Origin of the sequence: Streptomyces scopuliridis RB72 (assembly GCF_000718095.1) — a bacterium.
Lineage (GTDB): Bacteria > Actinomycetota > Actinomycetes > Streptomycetales > Streptomycetaceae > Streptomyces > Streptomyces scopuliridis.
Window position 1 is genome coordinate 19175 of the sequence record NZ_JOEI01000005.1, and the last position, 16638, is coordinate 35812.

The window sequence follows — 16638 nt, forward strand, 5'->3', positions numbered from 1 at the left end:
ATCACCACGGGTGTGCCCCCTCTCCGGCGGAGAGGGGGCACACCCGCGTCTACGGCTCCTCTTTCCTGGCCCGGCTCGGCTGGACCCGCTTCGGCTCCCCCGGCATCTTCGGGTAGTCCGGCGGGTACGGCATGTCCCCGAGGCCGTGGTCCCGTTCGTACCGGTCGGCCAGTTCCAGCAGCCCTTCCAGGCTGTCCGGCCGGTCCGCCATCTCGGCGTGCAGATCACCCACTTCGGTGAAGCGCACCGGCATCGTCGCCAGATCGAAGTCCTGCGGGGCGACCTCGTCCAGCTCGGCCCAGCGCAGCGGCGCGGAGACCGGGGCGTGCGGTTTGGGGCGTACGGAGTAGGCGGAGGCGATGGTGCGGTCGCGGGCGGTCTGGTTGTAGTCGACGAAGATCCGCGTGCCGCGCTCCTCCTTCCACCAGGCGGTGGTCACCCGGCCCGGCATCCGCCGCTCCAGTTCATGGCCGACGGTGATGGCGCAGCGGCGTACCTCGGTGAAGGTCCAGCGCGGTTCGATCGGTACGAACACATGGAGGCCGCGTCCTCCGGAGGTCTTGGGCCAGCCGTGCAGCCCCTGTTCGTCCAGGAACGCGTGCAGTTCGTGGGCGGCTCTGACCGCGTCCTTGAAGTCCGTGCCCGGCTGCGGGTCGAGGTCGATACGCAGCTCGTCGGGGTGGTCGGTGCGGCCCTTGCGCACCGGCCAGGGGTGGAAGGTGAGACAGCCGAGGTTCGCCGCCCAGAGGACGGCGGCGACCTCCGTCGGGCAGATCTCGTCGGCCGAACGGCCGCTGGGGAAGTCGATACGGGCGGTGGGGATCCAGTCGGGCAGGTTCTTGGGGGCGCGCTTCTGGAAGAAGGACTCGCCGTCGACGCCTTCGGGGAAGCGCTCCAGAGTGGTGGGCCGGTCGCGCAGGGCGCGCAGGATGCCCGGCCCGACGGCGAGGAAGTAGCGCGCGACATCCAGCTTGGTGAAACCGCGCTCGGGAAAGTAGATCTTGTCCGGGCTGGACAGCCGTACGGCCCTGCCGCCCGCTTCCAGCTCCACCGCTGCACCCATGTGCGCCACCGTAGGCCGGGCCCGCGCGGAGCGCATATCGGGCGGAGGCGGCTGTTCCCGAGCACAATCGGGGCATGGATCTGCCGGTGATGCCTCCCGTGAAACCCATGCTCGCCAAGTCCGTGGCGCGTATCCCGCCCGGGATGCAGTACGAGGCCAAGTGGGACGGCTTCCGGGCGATCGTCCACCGCGACGGCGACGAGGTGGTGATCGGCAGCAGGACCGGAAAGCCGCTGACCCGGTACTTCCCTGAGCTGGTCACGGCCCTGCGCGCCGAGCTGCCCGGACGCTGTGTGGTGGACGGCGAGATCGTGATCGTCCATGGGGACCGGCTGGACTTCGACCGGCTCACCGAACGCATCCATCCGGCGAAGTCCCGGGTGGACCTGCTCGCCGAGCAGACCCCGGCGAGCTTCGTGATCTTCGATCTGCTGGCCCTCGGGGACGCCTCGCTGCTCACCGTCGCCCAGGCGCGGCGCAGGGAGGCGCTGGAGGCCGCCTTCGCGGTGCTGCACCCTCCGGTGTATCTGGCGCCCGCCACAAGCGATATCGAGGTGGCCCGGGAGTGGTTCGAGCGGTACGAGGGCGCGGGTCTTGACGGGGTGATCGCCAAACCCCTCGATCTGCCGTACCGGCCGGACACCCGGTCCATGTACAAGATCAAGCACGAGCGGACGGCGGATGTGGTCGTCGCCGGATACCGCCACCACAAGAGCGGTCCCGTGGTGGGCTCGCTGCTCCTGGGGCTGTACGACGCCGCGGGGGCGCTCCAGCATGTCGGGGTGTGCGCCGCGTTCCCGATGAAGCGCCGGGCGGAGCTGATCGAGGAACTGGCGCCGCTGCGCATGGAGTCGGCGGAGGGCCATCCGTGGGCGGCGTGGGCGGAGGAGTCCGCGCACGAGAGCGCCCGGCTGCCGGGCGCGCCGAGCCGCTGGTCCGGTACGAAGGATCTGTCGTGGCTTCCGCTGCGGCCTGAGCGGGTGTGCGAGGTCGCGTACGACCATATGGAGGGCGACCGGTTCCGGCACACCGCGCAGTTCCGCCGCTGGCGGCCGGACCGTACGCCCGCGAGCTGTACATACGCGCAGTTGGAGGAGCCGGTGCGGTACGACCTGGCGGAGGTCCTGCGGACGCCCGGACCCTAGGTCCTGTCCGGCGGGGCCGTACGAGCGCCGCGATCTTACGGACCTGTGACGCCCCGGCGCGTGACCGCGCGTGGCGGCCGGGCGCCGCATAGCGTCCCCGTCATGCGTGTACTCGTCACCGGAGGCGCGGGCTTCATCGGCTCGCACATCGTCAGCGCTCTCGGCTCCCTCGGCCATCAGCCCATCGTCCTCGATGCCCTGCTGCCCTCGGCGCACCCCGTCCCACCGCCGCCTCCCCCGGAGGCGGAGTGGATCCAGGCCGACGTACGGGACCGGACGGCCCTCTCGGGCGCCCTGCGCGGGGTGGACGCGGTCTGCCACCAGGCGGCGATGGTCGGGCTCGGCAAGGACTTCGCGGACGCCCCCGACTATGTGAGCTGCAACGATCTCGGCACATCCGTACTACTCGCCGCCATGGCCGAGGCGGAGGTGCGGGATCTGGTGCTCGCCGGGTCGATGGTCGTCTACGGCGAGGGCCGCTACGACTGTCCCCGGCACGGCCGGGTCGCGCCGGGCCCGCGGACCGTGGCGGACCTGGACGCCGGGCGCTTCGAGCCCGGCTGCCCGTCCTGCGGCGCGGAGTTGGCGCCGGGGCCGATCGGTGAGGACGCGGCGGCGGACCCGCGCAATGTGTACGCGGCGACGAAGCTGGCCCAGGAGCATCTGGCGGCGGCCTGGGCGCGGGCCACCGGCGGCCGGGCCGTCTCGCTGCGCTACCACAATGTGTACGGGCCGGGGATGCCGCGCGACACCCCGTACGCGGGGGTCGCCTCGTTCTTCCGCTCCTCGCTCGCGCGGGGCGAGTCGCCGCGGGTCTTCGAGGACGGCGGGCAGCGGCGGGATTTCGTCCATGTGCGGGATGTGGCGTCGGCGAACGCGCTGGCGCTGAGTGCCGTACGGATCCGGGAGCCCGGAGTGCTGAGCGCGTTCAACACCGGCAGCGGCGAGCCGCACACCGTCGGCGAGATGGCCCGGGAGCTGGCGGCGGCGCACGGCGGCCCCGAGCCGGTGGTCACCGGGGAGTACCGGCTCGGCGACGTCCGGCACATCACGGCGTCGTCGGCGCGGCTCAGGGCGGAACTCGGCTGGCGGCCCTCGGTCGGATTCGCCGAGGGCATGGCGGAGTTCGCCGCGGCGGGCCAGCGGGCGGCCGCGGTTCTCTGACCGCCGCGTACGCGCGGCCCGGAGCGGTACGGCGCCCCGGGCCGGTCCCCCATGTCCCGGTGCGGTCCGTGCGGTGTGCTGTGACCCGAACGGCCCGGGGCCGGTCGCCGCACCGCGGATGTCCGTGTTTCGTAAGGCCTCACATCCCTTTTTTCGGCTCCCGAATTCATACGGTGATGGACGTGACCCCCTCCGAACCCACGACGGTTGACGTCGTACTTCCCTGTCTTGACGAGGCCCTCGCCCTGCCCTGGGTGCTGGGGCGCATGCCGGACGGCTGGCGCGCGATCGTCGTCGACAACGGCTCGGCCGACGGCTCGGCGCAGATCGCCGCCGGGCTCGGCGCGACGGTGGTGCACGAACCGCGGCGCGGGTTCGGGGCGGCCTGTCACGCCGGACTGCTCGCGGCCGAGGCGGAGTTCGTCTGCTTCTGCGACTGCGACGCCTCCCTGGACCCCGGGCTGCTGCCCGCCTTCGTGGCGGAGATCGCGGCGGGCCGGGCCGATCTGGTGCTCGGCCGCCGCAGGCCGCAGGCGCGCGGGGCCTGGCCGGCGCACGCCCGTGCCGGGAATCTGGCGCTGGCGCGGATGCTGCGCCGCAGAACCGGTCTGCGGCTGCGCGATCTCGGCCCCCTGCGCGCGGCGCGCCGCGAGGCGCTGCTCGGACTCGGCCTCACGGACCGCCGCAGCGGCTATCCGCTCCAGATGGTCGTACGGGCGGCCGACGCGGGCTGGCGGGTGGCGGAACGCGACGTGCCGTATCTGCCGCGTACCGGCAGGTCGAAGGTGACCGGCACCTGGCGCGGCACCTGGCAGGCGGTGCACGACATGCGCGGAGTGCTGGCGGAGCCGCCGGCCGGGGCCGGGACGGACGGCTCGCGCGCCGGGCGGGACGGGACGAGCCGGGCGGGTGCCCGATGACGACTCTCCTTGTGCTGGCGAAGGCGCCCGTGGCCGGGCGCGTCAAGACGCGGCTCACTCCCCCCTTCCGGCCGGAGGAGGCCGCCCTGCTCGCGGAGGCGGCGCTGTGCGACACGCTCGCGGCGGTCCTGGCCGCGCCCGTACGACGGCGGGTGCTCGTCCTCGACGGCGTCCCGGGAGGCTGGCTGCCGGCCGGGATCGAGGTCATACCGCAGTCGGGCGGCGGGCTGGACGAGCGGCTGGCCGCCGCCTTCGGACTCTGTACGGGGCCGGCCCTGCTCGTCGGGATGGACACCCCGCAGCTCACGCCGGAGTTGCTGGCCCCCGCGCTCGCGCCCGACGCCTGGCAGGGGTGCGACGCCTGGTTCGGGCCCGCTCTGGACGGCGGGTTCTGGGCGCTGGGGCTCGCCGCGCCGGATCCCGCGCTGCTGCTGGGCGTGCCGATGTCGGTGCCCGAGACCGGGGCCGTACAGCGCGCGCGGCTGCTCGACGCGGGACTGGCCGTACGGGATCTGCCACCGTTGCGCGATGTCGACACCGCACGGGACGCCACGCTGGTCGCGGCCGAGGCACCGGACAGCCGGTTCGCCGCGGCGCTCGGCCGGCTCGCCGGGGCCGGGGCGCGATGACCACCGCCAAGACCACGGCCCAGGCCCACACCCACGCCCCGGCCCACACCCCGGCGCCGCCCCGGTCGCCCGCCGTGGGCACCTTCCGGCCGCGCCGTACGGCTCCCTGGCAGGCGGACCCTTACACCGACGCGCTGCGCACCGGCCGGGGTCCGCTCTTCCTGCGGCGCTCCGACGGCTGGCTGTTGCCGCTGGAGGTGGAGCGCTGGTGCGCGGAGCCCGACAGCGCGGATCTGACGGTGCTCGAACGCTGCCGGGGCACCGTACTCGACATCGGCTGCGGCCCCGGCAGGCTGGTGGCGGCGCTGGCGTCCCGGGGCCGCCCCTCCCTGGGCATCGACATCAGCCCGGCGGCCGTGTCACACGCCGTGCGCGCGGGCGGCAGCGCGCTGGTGCGATCGGTGTTCGATCCGCTGCCGCGCGAGGGTGGCTGGCACACCGCGCTGCTCATGGACGGCAACATCGGTATCGGCGGAGACCCGTTGGCGCTGCTCTCCCGGCTCACCGGGGTGGTCCGCACGGCCGGTTCGCTGATCGTCGAGACGGCCTCGGCCGGCACGGACGCCGAGCTGGACGAGCGCGTGCGGGTACGGGTCGACAACGGCAACGGCGCCCCGGGCGAGGCGTTCTCGTGGGCCCGGGTCGGCGCCCGCGCGCTCATACGGCACGCCCGCGCCACGGGCTGGACCCCGTCCGAGCAGTGGACGGCGGCGGGCCGCCGCTTCGTCGCGCTGGAACGCCCGGGCTGATCCCGCCCACCCCGCTCGTGCGCCTCGTGCGCCGGTCAGTCGTGGTACTGCCGCGCGAGCCAGGGGAGATAGAAGCGCGGGAAGTGCTGGGGGGGTGGCGGGGCACGGCACACGGCAGCGCTTGCCGCTGAGGTAGGCGTCGAAGAGCCGTTCTTTGGACTCGGTGACTTCGACGCTCAAGTTCGCGAGAAGCGAGGCGCTGGGGTATCCGAGATAGTGCACCAGCCGTTTGATCTCTCCGGCCTGGAGCGCGGATACCGCGCTGGTGACGTACCTTCCCACTTCCGTGTGATCGGAATGATCCCTGCCGGTCGCGTGGAAACGCGCGACGACGGAGCCCGGGTCCAGCGTCCTGACCGTGTCGGCGCGGGATTCGGCGATGAGCGTTCCCAGGGTGTGTGTCAGCTCCTTTGACGTGAGGCTGTTGGCGCCGTCCACCGAGACCATGCGGGGAATCTCGCCCTGGGCGAGTTTGCGCAGGCTCTGCCAGTGCTGCGTTCTGTCGCCGGTCCCGTGGCTGTGTCCGTCGGGGAGCCGGAGGAACGTCAGACGGACGCGGGGACGGGGAACGGCCGGTTCGTAGCCGAGGAAGCGACGCCCGTCCGCCCGTGTATCGGCACGGCGCCAGCGCGGGGCCGTATCGGCCAGTGCGGCGTACGCGGTCCGCATCCCTCGCTCCCGGGAGAGGGTGTACTCCATGGGCTTTCCGGCATCGCCCGCTGTCACGTACACGACCTGCAGACATCGGCCGTGCTTGTAGTCATCCACCAGGTCGGGGTTGAGGAACAGGAGATCGTCGTCCTGGTGGGCCACCACCGCCACGGTCGAGCCCCGGCAGGGGGCACCGCTCTCCCGGGCCGTCGCGCCATCGGATACGCCGCACAGAGCGACCACGATGGCGATACCGGCGCGGAGTGGGGTTCGCATGGCCCATCTTCGGTTCGCCCGCGCGTGACGCGCCAACCCGGTACTCCACTCAGCCCACGTATACCCAGGCACCGTCGTGGCGCGCGAACCGGCTGCGCTCCTCCTGGACACCCGGCTCGCCCCGCCGGGTGAAGTGGGCCCGGAAGGTGACCGTGCCCGTGGTGTGGAACGGGCTGCCGTCGGTGGTGTCCAGGATCTCCAGGCCGGTCCACCGTGTCGCGGGGTCGAGATCGAGGGCCGGCGGGCGGGTGGCCGGGTCCCAGGAGCGCAGCAGATACGCCGCGTCGAGGACGGCGAAGGCGCTGTAGCGGGAGCGCATCAGCAGCTCGGCGGTGGGCGCGGTGGCGGGACCGGCATGGAACCGTCCGCAGCACGCGCCGTACGTGGCATCGAGCCCGCAGGGGCAGGGCGAGTCGGCGGTGACGGCGGGCCGGCTGGACCGGTTGGGGCGGGCGGGGCGGCTGGTGCGAGCGGTGCGTCGGGCCATGCGCCCATTCTCGCCGCTGATCGGCGCTCGCCTCACGCGGGGCCGTTCACGCGGGGCCGTTCACGCGGGGCCGCCTCACGCCGGGCCGAAGCGGCGGCGGTACGCGCTGGGCGGCAGACCCGTGCGGCGCCGCAGCTGGGCGCGGAGATCCGCCGCCGTACCCAGCCCGCTGATCCGGGCCACCCGGTCCAGCCGCGGTTCGCCCGCCTCCATCAGCCGGCAGGCCAGGGCGACCCGCCGCGCGGTGAGCCAGCCCAGCGGTGTGGTGCCCAGCTGGGCACGGAAGCGGCGGTGCGGCGTGGCCTGGCTGACCGCCGCGCACGCGGCCGGCTCCGCCATGGTCAGCGCGGTGCCGAGCCGCTCCCGCGCCCAGGCGAGCAGCGGCGCGAGGGAGCTGTCGGGTACGGCGGGCAGCGGCTGCTCGACGAACTGCCGCTGCCCGCCGTCGCGATGGAGCGCGAAGACGAGCCGGCGGCTGACGGAGAGGGCGGCCTGCGCGCCGTGGTCCCGGCGGACTTCCTCGGTCACCGCCGGCTCATCACTGCCCGCGGTGACCGAGCCGTGCCGACAGCGCGCCCGCGCCCTTCACGGCGAGCTGGGCGAGCTCCACCTCGCGCGCGTCGCTCCACCGGATCATCGGCACGGAGATGGACAGGGCCGCGACGACCCGGCCCGCGCTGTCCCGTACCGGCGCCGCCACACAGCTCACATCTGGGTTGGACTCGCGGTGCTCGACGGCGACGCCGCGCTCCCTGATCCCCGCCAGCTCCGCCCGCAGCACCTCCGGATCGGTGATGCTGGCGGGCGTCATCGCGGTGAACTCATGCCCAGCGATACGGTTTTCCAGCTCGCCGGCGGGCAGTGAGGCGAGCAGCATCTTGCCGACCGAGGTGCAGTGGGCGGGCAGCCTGCGACCGGCCGCCGAGACCATTCTGACCGCGTGCGTGGAGTCCACCTTCGCGATGTAGATGACATCGGTCTCCTCCAGGATCGCGACATGCACGGTCTCGTCGCACGTCTCCGCGATCTCGCGGGCGACATGGCCGCCCTCGGCGGCGAGATCGAGCTGTTCCGCGTATCTGCTGCCGAGTTGGTAGGAGCGCACGCCGAGCCGGAAGCGGCCGGGCCGGCCCGGGACGGCCGCCAGATACGAGCGGGCTGCGAGCGTGGTGAGCAGCTCGTGCACGGTGGTGCGCGGCAGTTGGAGCTTTTTGATGACATCGGGCGCGGAGAGCGTGCCGTCGCCCTCCAGGAACAGTTCGAGTATGTCCAGGGCCCGCGTCACCGCGGGGACCAGCCGTCCCACGACCGCTCACCCACCCCTCTTGTTCGGTACTTCGGCCATCGGCCGGAATGACGAACACAGGCTAACCGCCGCGCAACCCATTGACACCCCTCGGACTGCCTGAATACCGTCACGCCACGATTTCGAACGTGTGACGAAATACCGAACGAGCCGAGGGGCAACTGCCGTGCGCATGACGGGAATCAGCACACACGTGGTCGGTACGCCCTGGCGTAACCTCACCTATGTCCTCGTTCATACGGACGAAGGGCTCACCGGGGTCGGCGAGACCCGGATGCTCGGCAGAACGGACGCGCTGCTCGGCTATCTGCGCGAGGCCGAGGCCAACCACATCCAGGGCTCGGACCCGTTCGCCGTCGAGGATCTCGTACGGCGGATGAAGTACGGCGATTACGGGCGGGCCGGCGAGATCGTGATGTCGGGCATCGCGGTCGTGGAGATGGCCTGTTGGGACATCAAGGGCAAGGCGCTGGGCGTGCCGGTGTGGCAGTTGCTCGGCGGCAAGGTCACCGACCGGGTCAAGGCGTACGCCAACGGCTGGTACACCACCGAGCGGACCCCGGAGGCGTACCACAAGGCGGCCGAGGCCGTCATCGCGCGCGGCTACCGGGCCCTGAAGATCGACCCGTTCGGCACCGGCCACTTCGAGCTGGACCGGGCGGCGTCGAACGAGGCGGTGGCGCTGATCGAGGCGGTACGGGACGCGATCGGGCCCGACGCGGAGCTGATGCTGGAGATGCACGGCCGGTTCAGCCCGTCGACCGCCGTACGGCTGGCGCGCGAGATGGCGCCGTACGCCCCGGCCTGGCTGGAGGAGCCGGTGCCGCCGGAGAATCTCAAGGCGCTGAGCAAGGTCGCCGACAAGGTCGAGCTGCCGATCGCGACCGGTGAACGGATCCATGACCGCATCGAGTTCCGTGAGCTGTTCGAGTCGGGGGCCGCCGACATCATCCAGCCCGATGTGGGGCACATCGGCGGCATCCTGGAGACCCGGAAGCTGGCCGCGACCGCCGAGACGCACTACACACTGATCGCGCCGCACAATGTCGGCGGTTCGGTGCTGACCGCAGCAAGCCTTCAACTGGCCGCCTGCACACCGAACTTCAAGATTCTTGAGCACTTCAATGACTTCGCGGACGCGGAGATCAAGAAGGTCGTCACCGGCGCTCCGGAGGTCGATCCCGAGACGGGGTGCTTCGAGGTCTCGCACGCGCCGGGTCTCGGGGTCGAGTTCGATGTGGCGGCGGCGGCCGAATTCCCGCAGCAGCACGCGCGGTTCGACCTGTGGGCCGAGGGCTGGGAGAAGCGCGACCCGAAGGAGCCACGATGACCGTCCCGACGGCGGACGGAGGGACCAGCCGGGCGATCGTGGTCGACCGGCCCGGTGTCCACCGTCTGGTGACCGGTCCTGTGCCCGTCCCCGGGCCCGGCGAGGTGCGGGTACGGGTCGCCGCCGCCGGGATCTGTATGAGCGACCGCGAGGTGTACGACGGCCATCGCGACGCGGCCTATGTGCGCTATCCGGTGACGCCCGGTCATGAATGGTCGGGGACGGTCGACGCGGTGGGCGAGGGGGTCGATACGCGGCTGACCGGACGCGCGACGGTCGCCGAGGGATTCCGTGCCTGCGGGACCTGCGCGCGGTGCCGGGCCGGTGAGACCTCGCTGTGCACCAGCGGCTACGACGAGACGGGCTTCACCGTTCCCGGCGCGTTCGCCGACCATGTCGTGGTGCCCGCACGGCTGTTGCATCCGCTCGCCGATGACGCGGATCTGCGGGCCGCCGCCCTGCTGGAACCGGCCGCCGTGGTGGCCGCGGCGGTACGGTCCAGCCGGCCGGAGCCGGGTGAGCGGATCGCCGTGGTCGGCGCGGGCACGCTGGGGCTCCTCGCCGTACAACTGCTCGCGGCCTCCTCACCCGCCGAGCTTGCGGTGATCGATCCACGGACCGAACGGACGCTGCTGGCAACGGAGTTCGGCGCGACCCTGATCGGAACCCCCGAGGACGCGAAGGAACTGCACGGCCGGTACGACCTGGTGGTGGAGACCGCCGGGGCACCGTCCACGGCCGCCTCGTCCTGTCTGCTGGCCCGGCGCGGCGGCCGGGTGGTGCTCACCGGGATGTTCACCCCCGGCGCGACCGGGATCGATCCCGTACTGCTGACGCTGAATCAGCTGACGGTACGGAGCGTCTTCGGCGCGCCGTCCGCCGCCTGGGCCTTCGCCGTACGGGCGTTCACCGCCGGGCTGCTGGCCCCGGCTCCGCTGATCTCCCATGAATTCCCGCTGGAGCGGTACGGCGAGGCCGTATCGCTGGTCGGCGGCGGCGCTCCCGGCACCGGGAAGGTGCTGCTGCGCCCCTGACCCGGATCCGTACCACCACGCGCACCACTGAACCGGAGGACTCGTCCGTGACCGACGTATCAGCCCCCGCCCCCCGCCGCCCCGGCGAACAGGCGCTCGCCACGCTCGGACTGGCCGCGCCCGAACCCCACCCCTCCGACGCCTCCCCGCACGCCTTCCCCGACGGCGGCCGCTGGCGTACCGAGATTCCCTCGGTCGAGGGTCCCGAAAGCCTGGCGGTGGTCCTCAAGGAGTCCGCCCGGCTCGATGTGCCCATCCACCGCGTCAGCCAGGGCAGCGGCGTCTGGATGCTCTCCGACGCCGATATCACCGAGATGGCCGACGCCTGCGCGGCCCGCGACATCGAGCTGTGCCTGTTCACCGGGCCGCGCGGGACCTGGGACACCGGCGGCTCGACCCGTACGGACTCCGGCGGCGCGGGGCTGCGCGCCCGGGGCCATGACGCCCTGGCCGGCTGTGTCGAGGACGCCCTGCGCGCGACCGGACTCGGGGTGAAGTGTCTGCTCGTGGCGGACGAGGGCGTGCTGTGGACCCTGCACCGGCTGCGCGCCCGGGGCGTGCTGCCCGCCGACACCACGTTCAAGGTGTCGGCGCTGATCGGCCCGGTCAATCCGGCGTCGTACGCCGTGTTCGAGCGGCTGGGCGCCGACTCGATCAATATCCCCTCGGATCTGGCGCTCGCGCATTTCAGCGAGATCCGCCGGACGAGCCGTGCGCCGATGGACCTCTATATCGAGGCGCCCGACGATCTGGGCGGCTATGTGCGGATGTACGAGACAGCGGAGCTGATCCGGCGCGGCGCCCCGCTCTATCTGAAGTTCGGGCTGTCCAAGTCGCCGGGTATCTATCCGTACGGCGCCCAGTTGCGGGACACCGCCCTCAGCAGCGCCCGTGAACGGGTCCGACGCGGCCGGCTCGTCCTCGACCTGCTCTCCCGGCACGGCGCCGACGGCGGAATGTCGCCGCTCGGCTCCCGGCTGCCGGGCCCGCTCAGCCGCTTCCCCCTGACCCCAGACCAGCCATGACCCCAGACAAGGACTGATGCACCCATGCGCACTCGCCGAGCCGCACTCGCCGTCACCGCCGTATCGCTGGTCCTCTCACTCGCCGCCTGCGGGCAGAGCAGTGAGGGCGGCAGCAAGGACGATACGAAGGACAGCGGGGGCTCCACCATCGGCATCTCGATGCCCACCAAGTCGTCGGAACGCTGGATCGCCGACGGGAACAACGTTGTCAGCGAACTCAAGAAGCTCGGCTACAAGACCGACCTCCAGTACGGGGAGGACAACGTTGCCCAACAGGTCGCCCAGATCGAGAACATGATCACCAAGGGCGTGGACGTGCTGGTCATCGCGGCCATCGACGGCAGCGCCCTGAGCGATGTCCTCCAGCAGGCGGCGGACCAGAACATCAAGGTCATCTCGTACGACCGGCTGATTCTCGGCACCAAGAATGTCGACTACTACGCGTCGTTCGACAACGAGAAGGTCGGCGTCCTCCAGGCCACCTACCTGATCGACAAGCTGGGTCTGAAGGACGGGAGCAAGAAGGGCCCGTTCAACATCGAGCTGTTCGCCGGCTCCTCCGACGACAACAACACCCAGTACTTCTTCAACGGCGCGATGAAGACCCTCAAGCCGTACCTGGACGACAAGCGGCTCGTCGTCCGGAGCGGACAGACCCAGCTGAACCAGGTCACCACCCTGCGCTGGGACGGCGGCACCGCGCAGAAGCGGATGGACGACCTGCTCACCAAGTCGTACGGCTCGCAGAACGTGGACGCGGTGCTCTCGCCGTACGACGGCATCTCCATCGGCATCCTGTCGTCGCTCAGGTCCGACGGCTACGGGACATCCGCCAAGCCGTATCCGCTGGTCACCGGACAGGACGCCGAGGTCGCCTCGGTGAAGTCGATCATCGCCGGCCAGCAGACCATGACCGTCTACAAGGACATCCGCCTGCTGGCCAGGACGGCGGCTCAGATGACGGACGCGATGCTGAAGGACAAGAAGGTCGAGGTGAACGACGAGAACTCGTACAACAACAAGGCCAAGGTCGTCCCGGCGTATCTGCTGAAGCCGGTCAGCGTCGACAAGGAGAACTACCAGAAGGAACTGGTGGACTCCGGCTACCTCAAGGCGAGTGACCTGAAGTGACGGCGCCCGTCCTGGAGATGCGCTCCATCGTGAAGACCTTCCCCGGGGTCAGGGCGCTCTCCGATGTCAGCCTCACGGTCGCGCCCGGCGAGGTGCATGCCATCTGCGGGGAGAACGGCGCGGGCAAGTCCACCCTGATGAAGGTGCTCAGCGGCGTGCATCCGTACGGGAGTTACGAGGGCGAGATCCTCTTCGAGGGCTCTCCCTGCGCCTTCCGCGACATCAGGGCCAGCGAGGCCCAGGGCATTGTGATCATCCATCAGGAACTCGCCCTGATCCCCTACTTGTCGATCGCGGAGAACATCTTCCTCGGCAACGAGCACGCCACCCGTGGCTTCATCAACTGGAACGACACCCTCAGGCACGCGGCCTCGCTGCTCAAACGGGTGGGTCTGGACGAGCATCCGCAGACGCGGGTCGCCGATATCGGGGTCGGCAAGCAACAGCTCGTGGAGATCGCGAAGGCGCTCGCCAAGCGGGTGAAGCTGCTGATCCTGGACGAGCCGACCGCCGCGCTCAACGATGGCGACAGCGCCCAGCTCCTTCGGCTGATCGGGGAGTTGAAGGAGCAGGGCATCACCTCGATCATCATCTCGCACAAGCTGAACGAGATAGCCGAGGTGGCCGACTCCGTCACGATCCTGCGGGACGGCCGGACCATCGAGACCCTCGATGTGAAGGCCGGGTCGACCACCGAGGACCGGATCATCCGGGGCATGGTCGGCCGCGATCTCGACCACCGCTTCCCCGAACGCACCCCCTACGAGGGCGATCCGGGGGCGCACCCCGCGCTGGAGGTGCGCGACTGGACGGTGCACCACCCGATCGACCAGCAGCGCAAGGTCGTCGACAGCGTCTCGGTCCAGGTCCGCAGGGGCGAGATCGTCGGGATCGCGGGGCTGATGGGCGCGGGCCGCACCGAACTGGCGATGAGCGTCTTCGGCCGCTCGTACGGCCGGAACATCAGCGGGACCGTACTCAAGGACGGCCGGGAGATCGGTACGCGGACGGTGCCGGAGGCCGTCGCGCACGGCATCGCGTATGTCACCGAGGACCGCAAGCAGTACGGGCTCAATCTCATCGACACCATCGGCCGGAACATCACCCTGAGCGCCCTGTCGAAGGTCGCCAGGCGCGGGGTGGTCGACGAGCACGAGGAGACACGGGTCGCCGAGTCGTACCGCGGGAGCATGAACATCAAGGCGCCCACGGTCTTCGAACAGGTCGGCCGGCTGTCGGGCGGCAATCAGCAGAAGGTCGTCCTCAGCAAATGGATCTTCGCGGGTCCCGATGTGCTGATCCTCGACGAGCCCACGCGCGGTATCGATGTCGGCGCGAAGTACGAGATCTACACCGTCATCGACCGGCTCGCCGCCGAGGGAAAGGCCGTCATCTTCATCTCCTCCGAACTCCCCGAGCTGCTCGGTATGTGCGACCGCGTCTACACGATGGCGGCCGGCCGGCTCACCGGTGAGATCCCGCGGGCGGAAGCGACCCAGGAAGTCCTGATGCGTCACATGACCAAGAACACGAGGTAGTCGACATGGGTCCGGTCACCACCGATACGCCGAAGGGCGACACACCGAAGGAATCCCCACCGTCGCCCCCGTCCGGGCGGACCGGTACGGGGGCGCTCCTGCTGGAGGCCGCGCGCCGCAATATGCGGCAGTACGGCATGCTGGTCGCGCTCGGCCTGATCGTCGTCCTGTTCGAGATCTGGACCGACGGCGTCCTCCTCAAGCCGAACAACGTCACCAATCTGGTGCTCCAGAACAGCTACATCCTGGTCCTCGCCATCGGCATGATGATCGTCATCATCGCGGGCCATATCGATCTCTCGGTCGGCTCGCTGGCCGCGTTCGTCTCCGCCGCCTGCGCGGTGATGATGGTCGAGCACGACATCCCGTGGGTGCTCGCGCTGGTCCTCGGGCTGCTCATCGGGGCGGTCGCCGGGGCCTGGCAGGGGTTCTGGATCGCGTATGTCGGTATTCCGTCGTTCATCGTCACGCTCGCCGGGATGCTGCTGTTCCGCGGCGGTACGCAGATCTTCCTGGGGTCGCGTTCGCTCGGCCCGTTCCCCGAGGGCTTCCAGAAGATCTCGACCGGCTATCTCCCCGAGATCGGCCCGGCCACCAACTACCACAATCTGACGCTGCTGTTGGGGCTGGCGCTGCTGGCGTTCGCGCTGTTCCAGGAGTTCAGGGACCGGCGCCGGCAGCAGGCGTACGACCTGGAGGTGCTCCCCCGTAACCTCTTCCTCGTCAAGTGCGTGGCGCTCGCCGCCGCCGTACTCGCCTTCACGATGACGCTGGCCAGCTACCGCGGTGTGCCGGTCGTCCTGCTGCTGCTCGCGGCGCTGCTGATCGGCTTCGGCTATGTGATGCGCAACGCCGTCGTCGGGCGTCATGTGTACGCGCTCGGCGGCAATCAGGCCGCGGCGAAGCTGTCCGGGGTCAAGGACAAGCGCGTCACGTTCCTCGTCTTCGTCAATATGGGGGTACTGGCGGCGCTGGCCGGAATCGTCTACGCGGCCCGGCTCAACGCGGGTGTGCCCCAGGCCGGGATCAACTTCGAACTGGAGGCCATCGCGGCCGCGTTCATCGGCGGCGCGTCGATGAGCGGCGGCGTCGGCACGGTCTTCGGCGCGATCATCGGCGGGCTGGTGCTCGGCGTGCTCAACAACGGCATGTCGCTCGTGGGCATCGGCACGGACTATCAACAGGTCATCAAGGGGCTGGTGTTGCTGGCGGCGGTCGGCTTCGACGTCTGGAACAAGCGCCGAGTGGGCGCCTGAGGCGCCGGTTTACGGAGGTACCGACTTGCGCGCGGCGCCGCAGCGCACCTGAATTTGTGCTGCGACGCCGCGCCCCCGTTACCGGTTACAACTTGCGTGCCACCGCCGCGTACCCCGGGATCGGCTCGTTGCCCGGGACCGGCACGACCTCACCCAGCTCTGGACGCCAGTCGGCGGCCAGCGAGACCCCGGGCTCGACCAGATCGAGCCCGGTGAAGAACGCGGCGAACTCGTCCCGCGAGCGGAGGGCCAGGGTCAGACCACGCTGCCGGTACAGCGCACGGGCCTGGTCCGAGCTCTCCCGGTCGAAATCGCCCGTGGCATGGGAGATGACGAGATAGCTGCCGGACGGCAGTGGATCGAGCAGCCGGCGCACCAGCTCGTACGCGCCGTCCTCGTCCGAGACGAAGTGGAGCAGCGCGACAAGCGAGAGCGCGACCGGACGGGTGAGGTCCAGGATCGTGCCGGCGGCCTCGATGATGCTCTCCGGCTCGCGCACATCGGCCTGGACATACTCGGTGACGCCCTCCGGGGTGCTGCGCAGCAGCGCCTCGGCGTGCCGGAGGACGATCGGGTCGTTGTCGGTGTAGACGATCCGGGAGTCGGGTGCGACTTCCTGGGCTATCTGGTGGAGATTGGGCTCGGTGGGGATGCCCGTACCGATGTCGAGGAACTGGCGCACCCCGCCTTCGGTGCCGAGCCAGCGGGTGGCGCGGTGCATGAACGCCCGGTTGACCCGGGCCATTTCGGGCCCCCTGGCGTCCAGTGCGAGAAGCTGCTTCGCCATCTCCTCGTCCACCGGGTAATTGTCCTTGCCGCCGAGGAACCAGTCGTACACCCGGGCCGGATGCGGCTTGGTGGTGTCGATCGGGTCATGCCCGGTCATGTGCGCTCCATGAGTCTCAGGTCAATGAGTCGATGAGTGGAGAGATGG

General features: G+C 70.6%; 15 protein-coding genes and 2 pseudogenes. 11 read left to right on the forward strand and 6 right to left on the reverse strand.

What is annotated here, in order from left to right:
- Positions 1–49: 49 nt before the first annotated feature.
- Positions 50–1063, reverse strand: coding sequence for a non-homologous end-joining DNA ligase (gene ligD / locus IF11_RS0105485; protein WP_030350274.1), 1014 nt, complete (start codon positions 1061–1063; stop codon positions 50–52).
- A 74-nt stretch (positions 1064–1137) separates the two neighbouring features.
- On the opposite strand from ligD, the gene IF11_RS0105490 reads away from it, so the two are divergent.
- The 5 genes from IF11_RS0105490 to IF11_RS0105510 all read left to right on the forward strand — a co-directional run bounded on the left by IF11_RS0105490 (position 1138) and on the right by IF11_RS0105510 (position 5670).
- On the forward strand, positions 1138–2208 hold the full coding sequence (locus IF11_RS0105490) for an ATP-dependent DNA ligase (RefSeq protein WP_030350275.1): 1071 nt from the start codon (positions 1138–1140) through the stop codon (positions 2206–2208).
- A 102-nt stretch (positions 2209–2310) separates the two neighbouring features.
- Positions 2311–3372, forward strand: coding sequence for an NAD-dependent epimerase/dehydratase family protein (locus tag IF11_RS0105495; RefSeq protein WP_030350276.1), 1062 nt, complete (start codon positions 2311–2313; stop codon positions 3370–3372).
- A 176-nt stretch (positions 3373–3548) separates the two neighbouring features.
- Positions 3549–4292 (forward strand): glycosyltransferase family 2 protein, encoded by a 744-nt coding sequence (locus tag IF11_RS0105500; protein WP_037727100.1) that lies wholly within the window; start codon positions 3549–3551, stop codon positions 4290–4292.
- Entirely contained in the window at positions 4289–4921 is a 633-nt protein-coding gene (locus IF11_RS0105505) for a TIGR04282 family arsenosugar biosynthesis glycosyltransferase (protein WP_030350278.1), read from the forward strand. Before IF11_RS0105500 ends, IF11_RS0105505 begins: the two co-directional genes overlap by 4 nt.
- Entirely contained in the window at positions 4918–5670 is a 753-nt protein-coding gene (locus IF11_RS0105510; protein WP_106979108.1) for a class I SAM-dependent methyltransferase, read from the forward strand. Before IF11_RS0105505 ends, IF11_RS0105510 begins: the two co-directional genes overlap by 4 nt.
- 270 nt (positions 5671–5940) lie before the next feature.
- Here the strand turns inward: IF11_RS0105510 and IF11_RS43125 are convergent.
- From IF11_RS43125 to IF11_RS0105525, 4 genes and pseudogenes are all read right to left on the reverse strand, one after another.
- Positions 5941–6597: pseudogene (locus IF11_RS43125) on the reverse strand (PIG-L family deacetylase); the annotation flags it as partial.
- A 49-nt stretch (positions 6598–6646) separates the two neighbouring features.
- Entirely contained in the window at positions 6647–7084 is a 438-nt protein-coding gene (locus IF11_RS0105515) for a YchJ family protein (protein WP_030350280.1), read from the reverse strand.
- A gap of 75 nt (positions 7085–7159) precedes the next feature.
- A pseudogene (locus IF11_RS0105520) lies at positions 7160–7600 on the reverse strand (helix-turn-helix domain-containing protein); the annotation flags it as partial.
- Positions 7601–7622: 22 nt separating this feature from the next.
- The gene (locus IF11_RS0105525) at positions 7623–8390 is read right to left on the reverse strand and encodes an IclR family transcriptional regulator (RefSeq protein ID WP_030350282.1); all 768 of its coding nucleotides are present in this window, start codon (positions 8388–8390) and stop codon (positions 7623–7625) included.
- A gap of 166 nt (positions 8391–8556) precedes the next feature.
- Between IF11_RS0105525 and IF11_RS0105530 the strand changes: the two genes are divergently transcribed.
- The 6 genes from IF11_RS0105530 to mmsB are packed head-to-tail and all read left to right on the forward strand — an operon-like array spanning position 8557 to position 15704.
- Positions 8557–9720 carry a mandelate racemase/muconate lactonizing enzyme family protein gene (locus IF11_RS0105530; protein ID WP_030350283.1) on the forward strand — a complete coding sequence of 388 codons (1164 nt, stop codon included), beginning with the start codon at positions 8557–8559 and terminating at the stop codon, positions 9718–9720.
- Positions 9717–10754, forward strand: a complete 1038-nt coding sequence (locus tag IF11_RS0105535; protein WP_030350284.1) for a zinc-dependent alcohol dehydrogenase — start codon at positions 9717–9719, stop codon at positions 10752–10754. The genes IF11_RS0105530 and IF11_RS0105535 overlap by 4 nt, the downstream gene beginning before the upstream one ends.
- Positions 10755–10801: 47 nt before the next feature.
- On the forward strand, positions 10802–11779 hold the full coding sequence (locus IF11_RS0105540; protein ID WP_030350285.1) for a hypothetical protein: 978 nt from the start codon (positions 10802–10804) through the stop codon (positions 11777–11779).
- Positions 11780–11803: 24 nt separating this feature from the next.
- Positions 11804–12910, forward strand: coding sequence for a multiple monosaccharide ABC transporter substrate-binding protein (gene chvE / locus IF11_RS0105545; protein ID WP_030350286.1), 1107 nt, complete (start codon positions 11804–11806; stop codon positions 12908–12910).
- Positions 12907–14448 (forward strand): multiple monosaccharide ABC transporter ATP-binding protein, encoded by a 1542-nt coding sequence (gene mmsA / locus IF11_RS0105550; RefSeq protein ID WP_106979109.1) that lies wholly within the window; start codon positions 12907–12909, stop codon positions 14446–14448. The genes chvE and mmsA overlap by 4 nt, the downstream gene beginning before the upstream one ends.
- A 5-nt stretch (positions 14449–14453) precedes the next feature.
- Complete coding sequence (gene mmsB / locus IF11_RS0105555; RefSeq protein WP_030350288.1) at positions 14454–15704, forward strand: multiple monosaccharide ABC transporter permease; 1251 nt, start codon at positions 14454–14456, stop codon at positions 15702–15704.
- Between the two features lie 85 nt (positions 15705–15789).
- Here the strand turns inward: mmsB and IF11_RS0105560 are convergent, their stop codons facing one another.
- On the reverse strand, positions 15790–16590 hold the full coding sequence (locus tag IF11_RS0105560; RefSeq protein ID WP_030350289.1) for an SAM-dependent methyltransferase: 801 nt from the start codon (positions 16588–16590) through the stop codon (positions 15790–15792).
- Positions 16591–16638 lie beyond the last annotated feature (48 nt).

Bases quoted from the DNA above. Each gene is read 5' to 3' on its own strand.
- IF11_RS0105510 (WP_106979108.1), top strand. From the start codon at position 4,918: ATGACCACCGCCAAGACCACGGCCCAGGCCCACACCCACGCCCCGGCC.
- ligD (WP_030350274.1), bottom strand. From the start codon at position 1,063: ATGGGTGCAGCGGTGGAGCTGGAAGCGGGCGGCAGGGCCGTACGGCTG.
- IF11_RS0105515 (WP_030350280.1), bottom strand. From the start codon at position 7,084: ATGGCCCGACGCACCGCTCGCACCAGCCGCCCCGCCCGCCCCAACCGG.
- chvE (WP_030350286.1), top strand. From the start codon at position 11,804: ATGCGCACTCGCCGAGCCGCACTCGCCGTCACCGCCGTATCGCTGGTC.
- IF11_RS0105495 (WP_030350276.1), top strand. From the start codon at position 2,311: ATGCGTGTACTCGTCACCGGAGGCGCGGGCTTCATCGGCTCGCACATC.
- IF11_RS0105560 (WP_030350289.1), bottom strand. From the start codon at position 16,590: ATGACCGGGCATGACCCGATCGACACCACCAAGCCGCATCCGGCCCGG.
- IF11_RS0105535 (WP_030350284.1), top strand. From the start codon at position 9,717: ATGACCGTCCCGACGGCGGACGGAGGGACCAGCCGGGCGATCGTGGTC.
- IF11_RS0105500 (WP_037727100.1), top strand. From the start codon at position 3,549: ATGGACGTGACCCCCTCCGAACCCACGACGGTTGACGTCGTACTTCCC.
- mmsB (WP_030350288.1), top strand. From the start codon at position 14,454: ATGGGTCCGGTCACCACCGATACGCCGAAGGGCGACACACCGAAGGAA.
- IF11_RS0105490 (WP_030350275.1), top strand. From the start codon at position 1,138: ATGGATCTGCCGGTGATGCCTCCCGTGAAACCCATGCTCGCCAAGTCC.
- IF11_RS0105505 (WP_030350278.1), top strand. From the start codon at position 4,289: ATGACGACTCTCCTTGTGCTGGCGAAGGCGCCCGTGGCCGGGCGCGTC.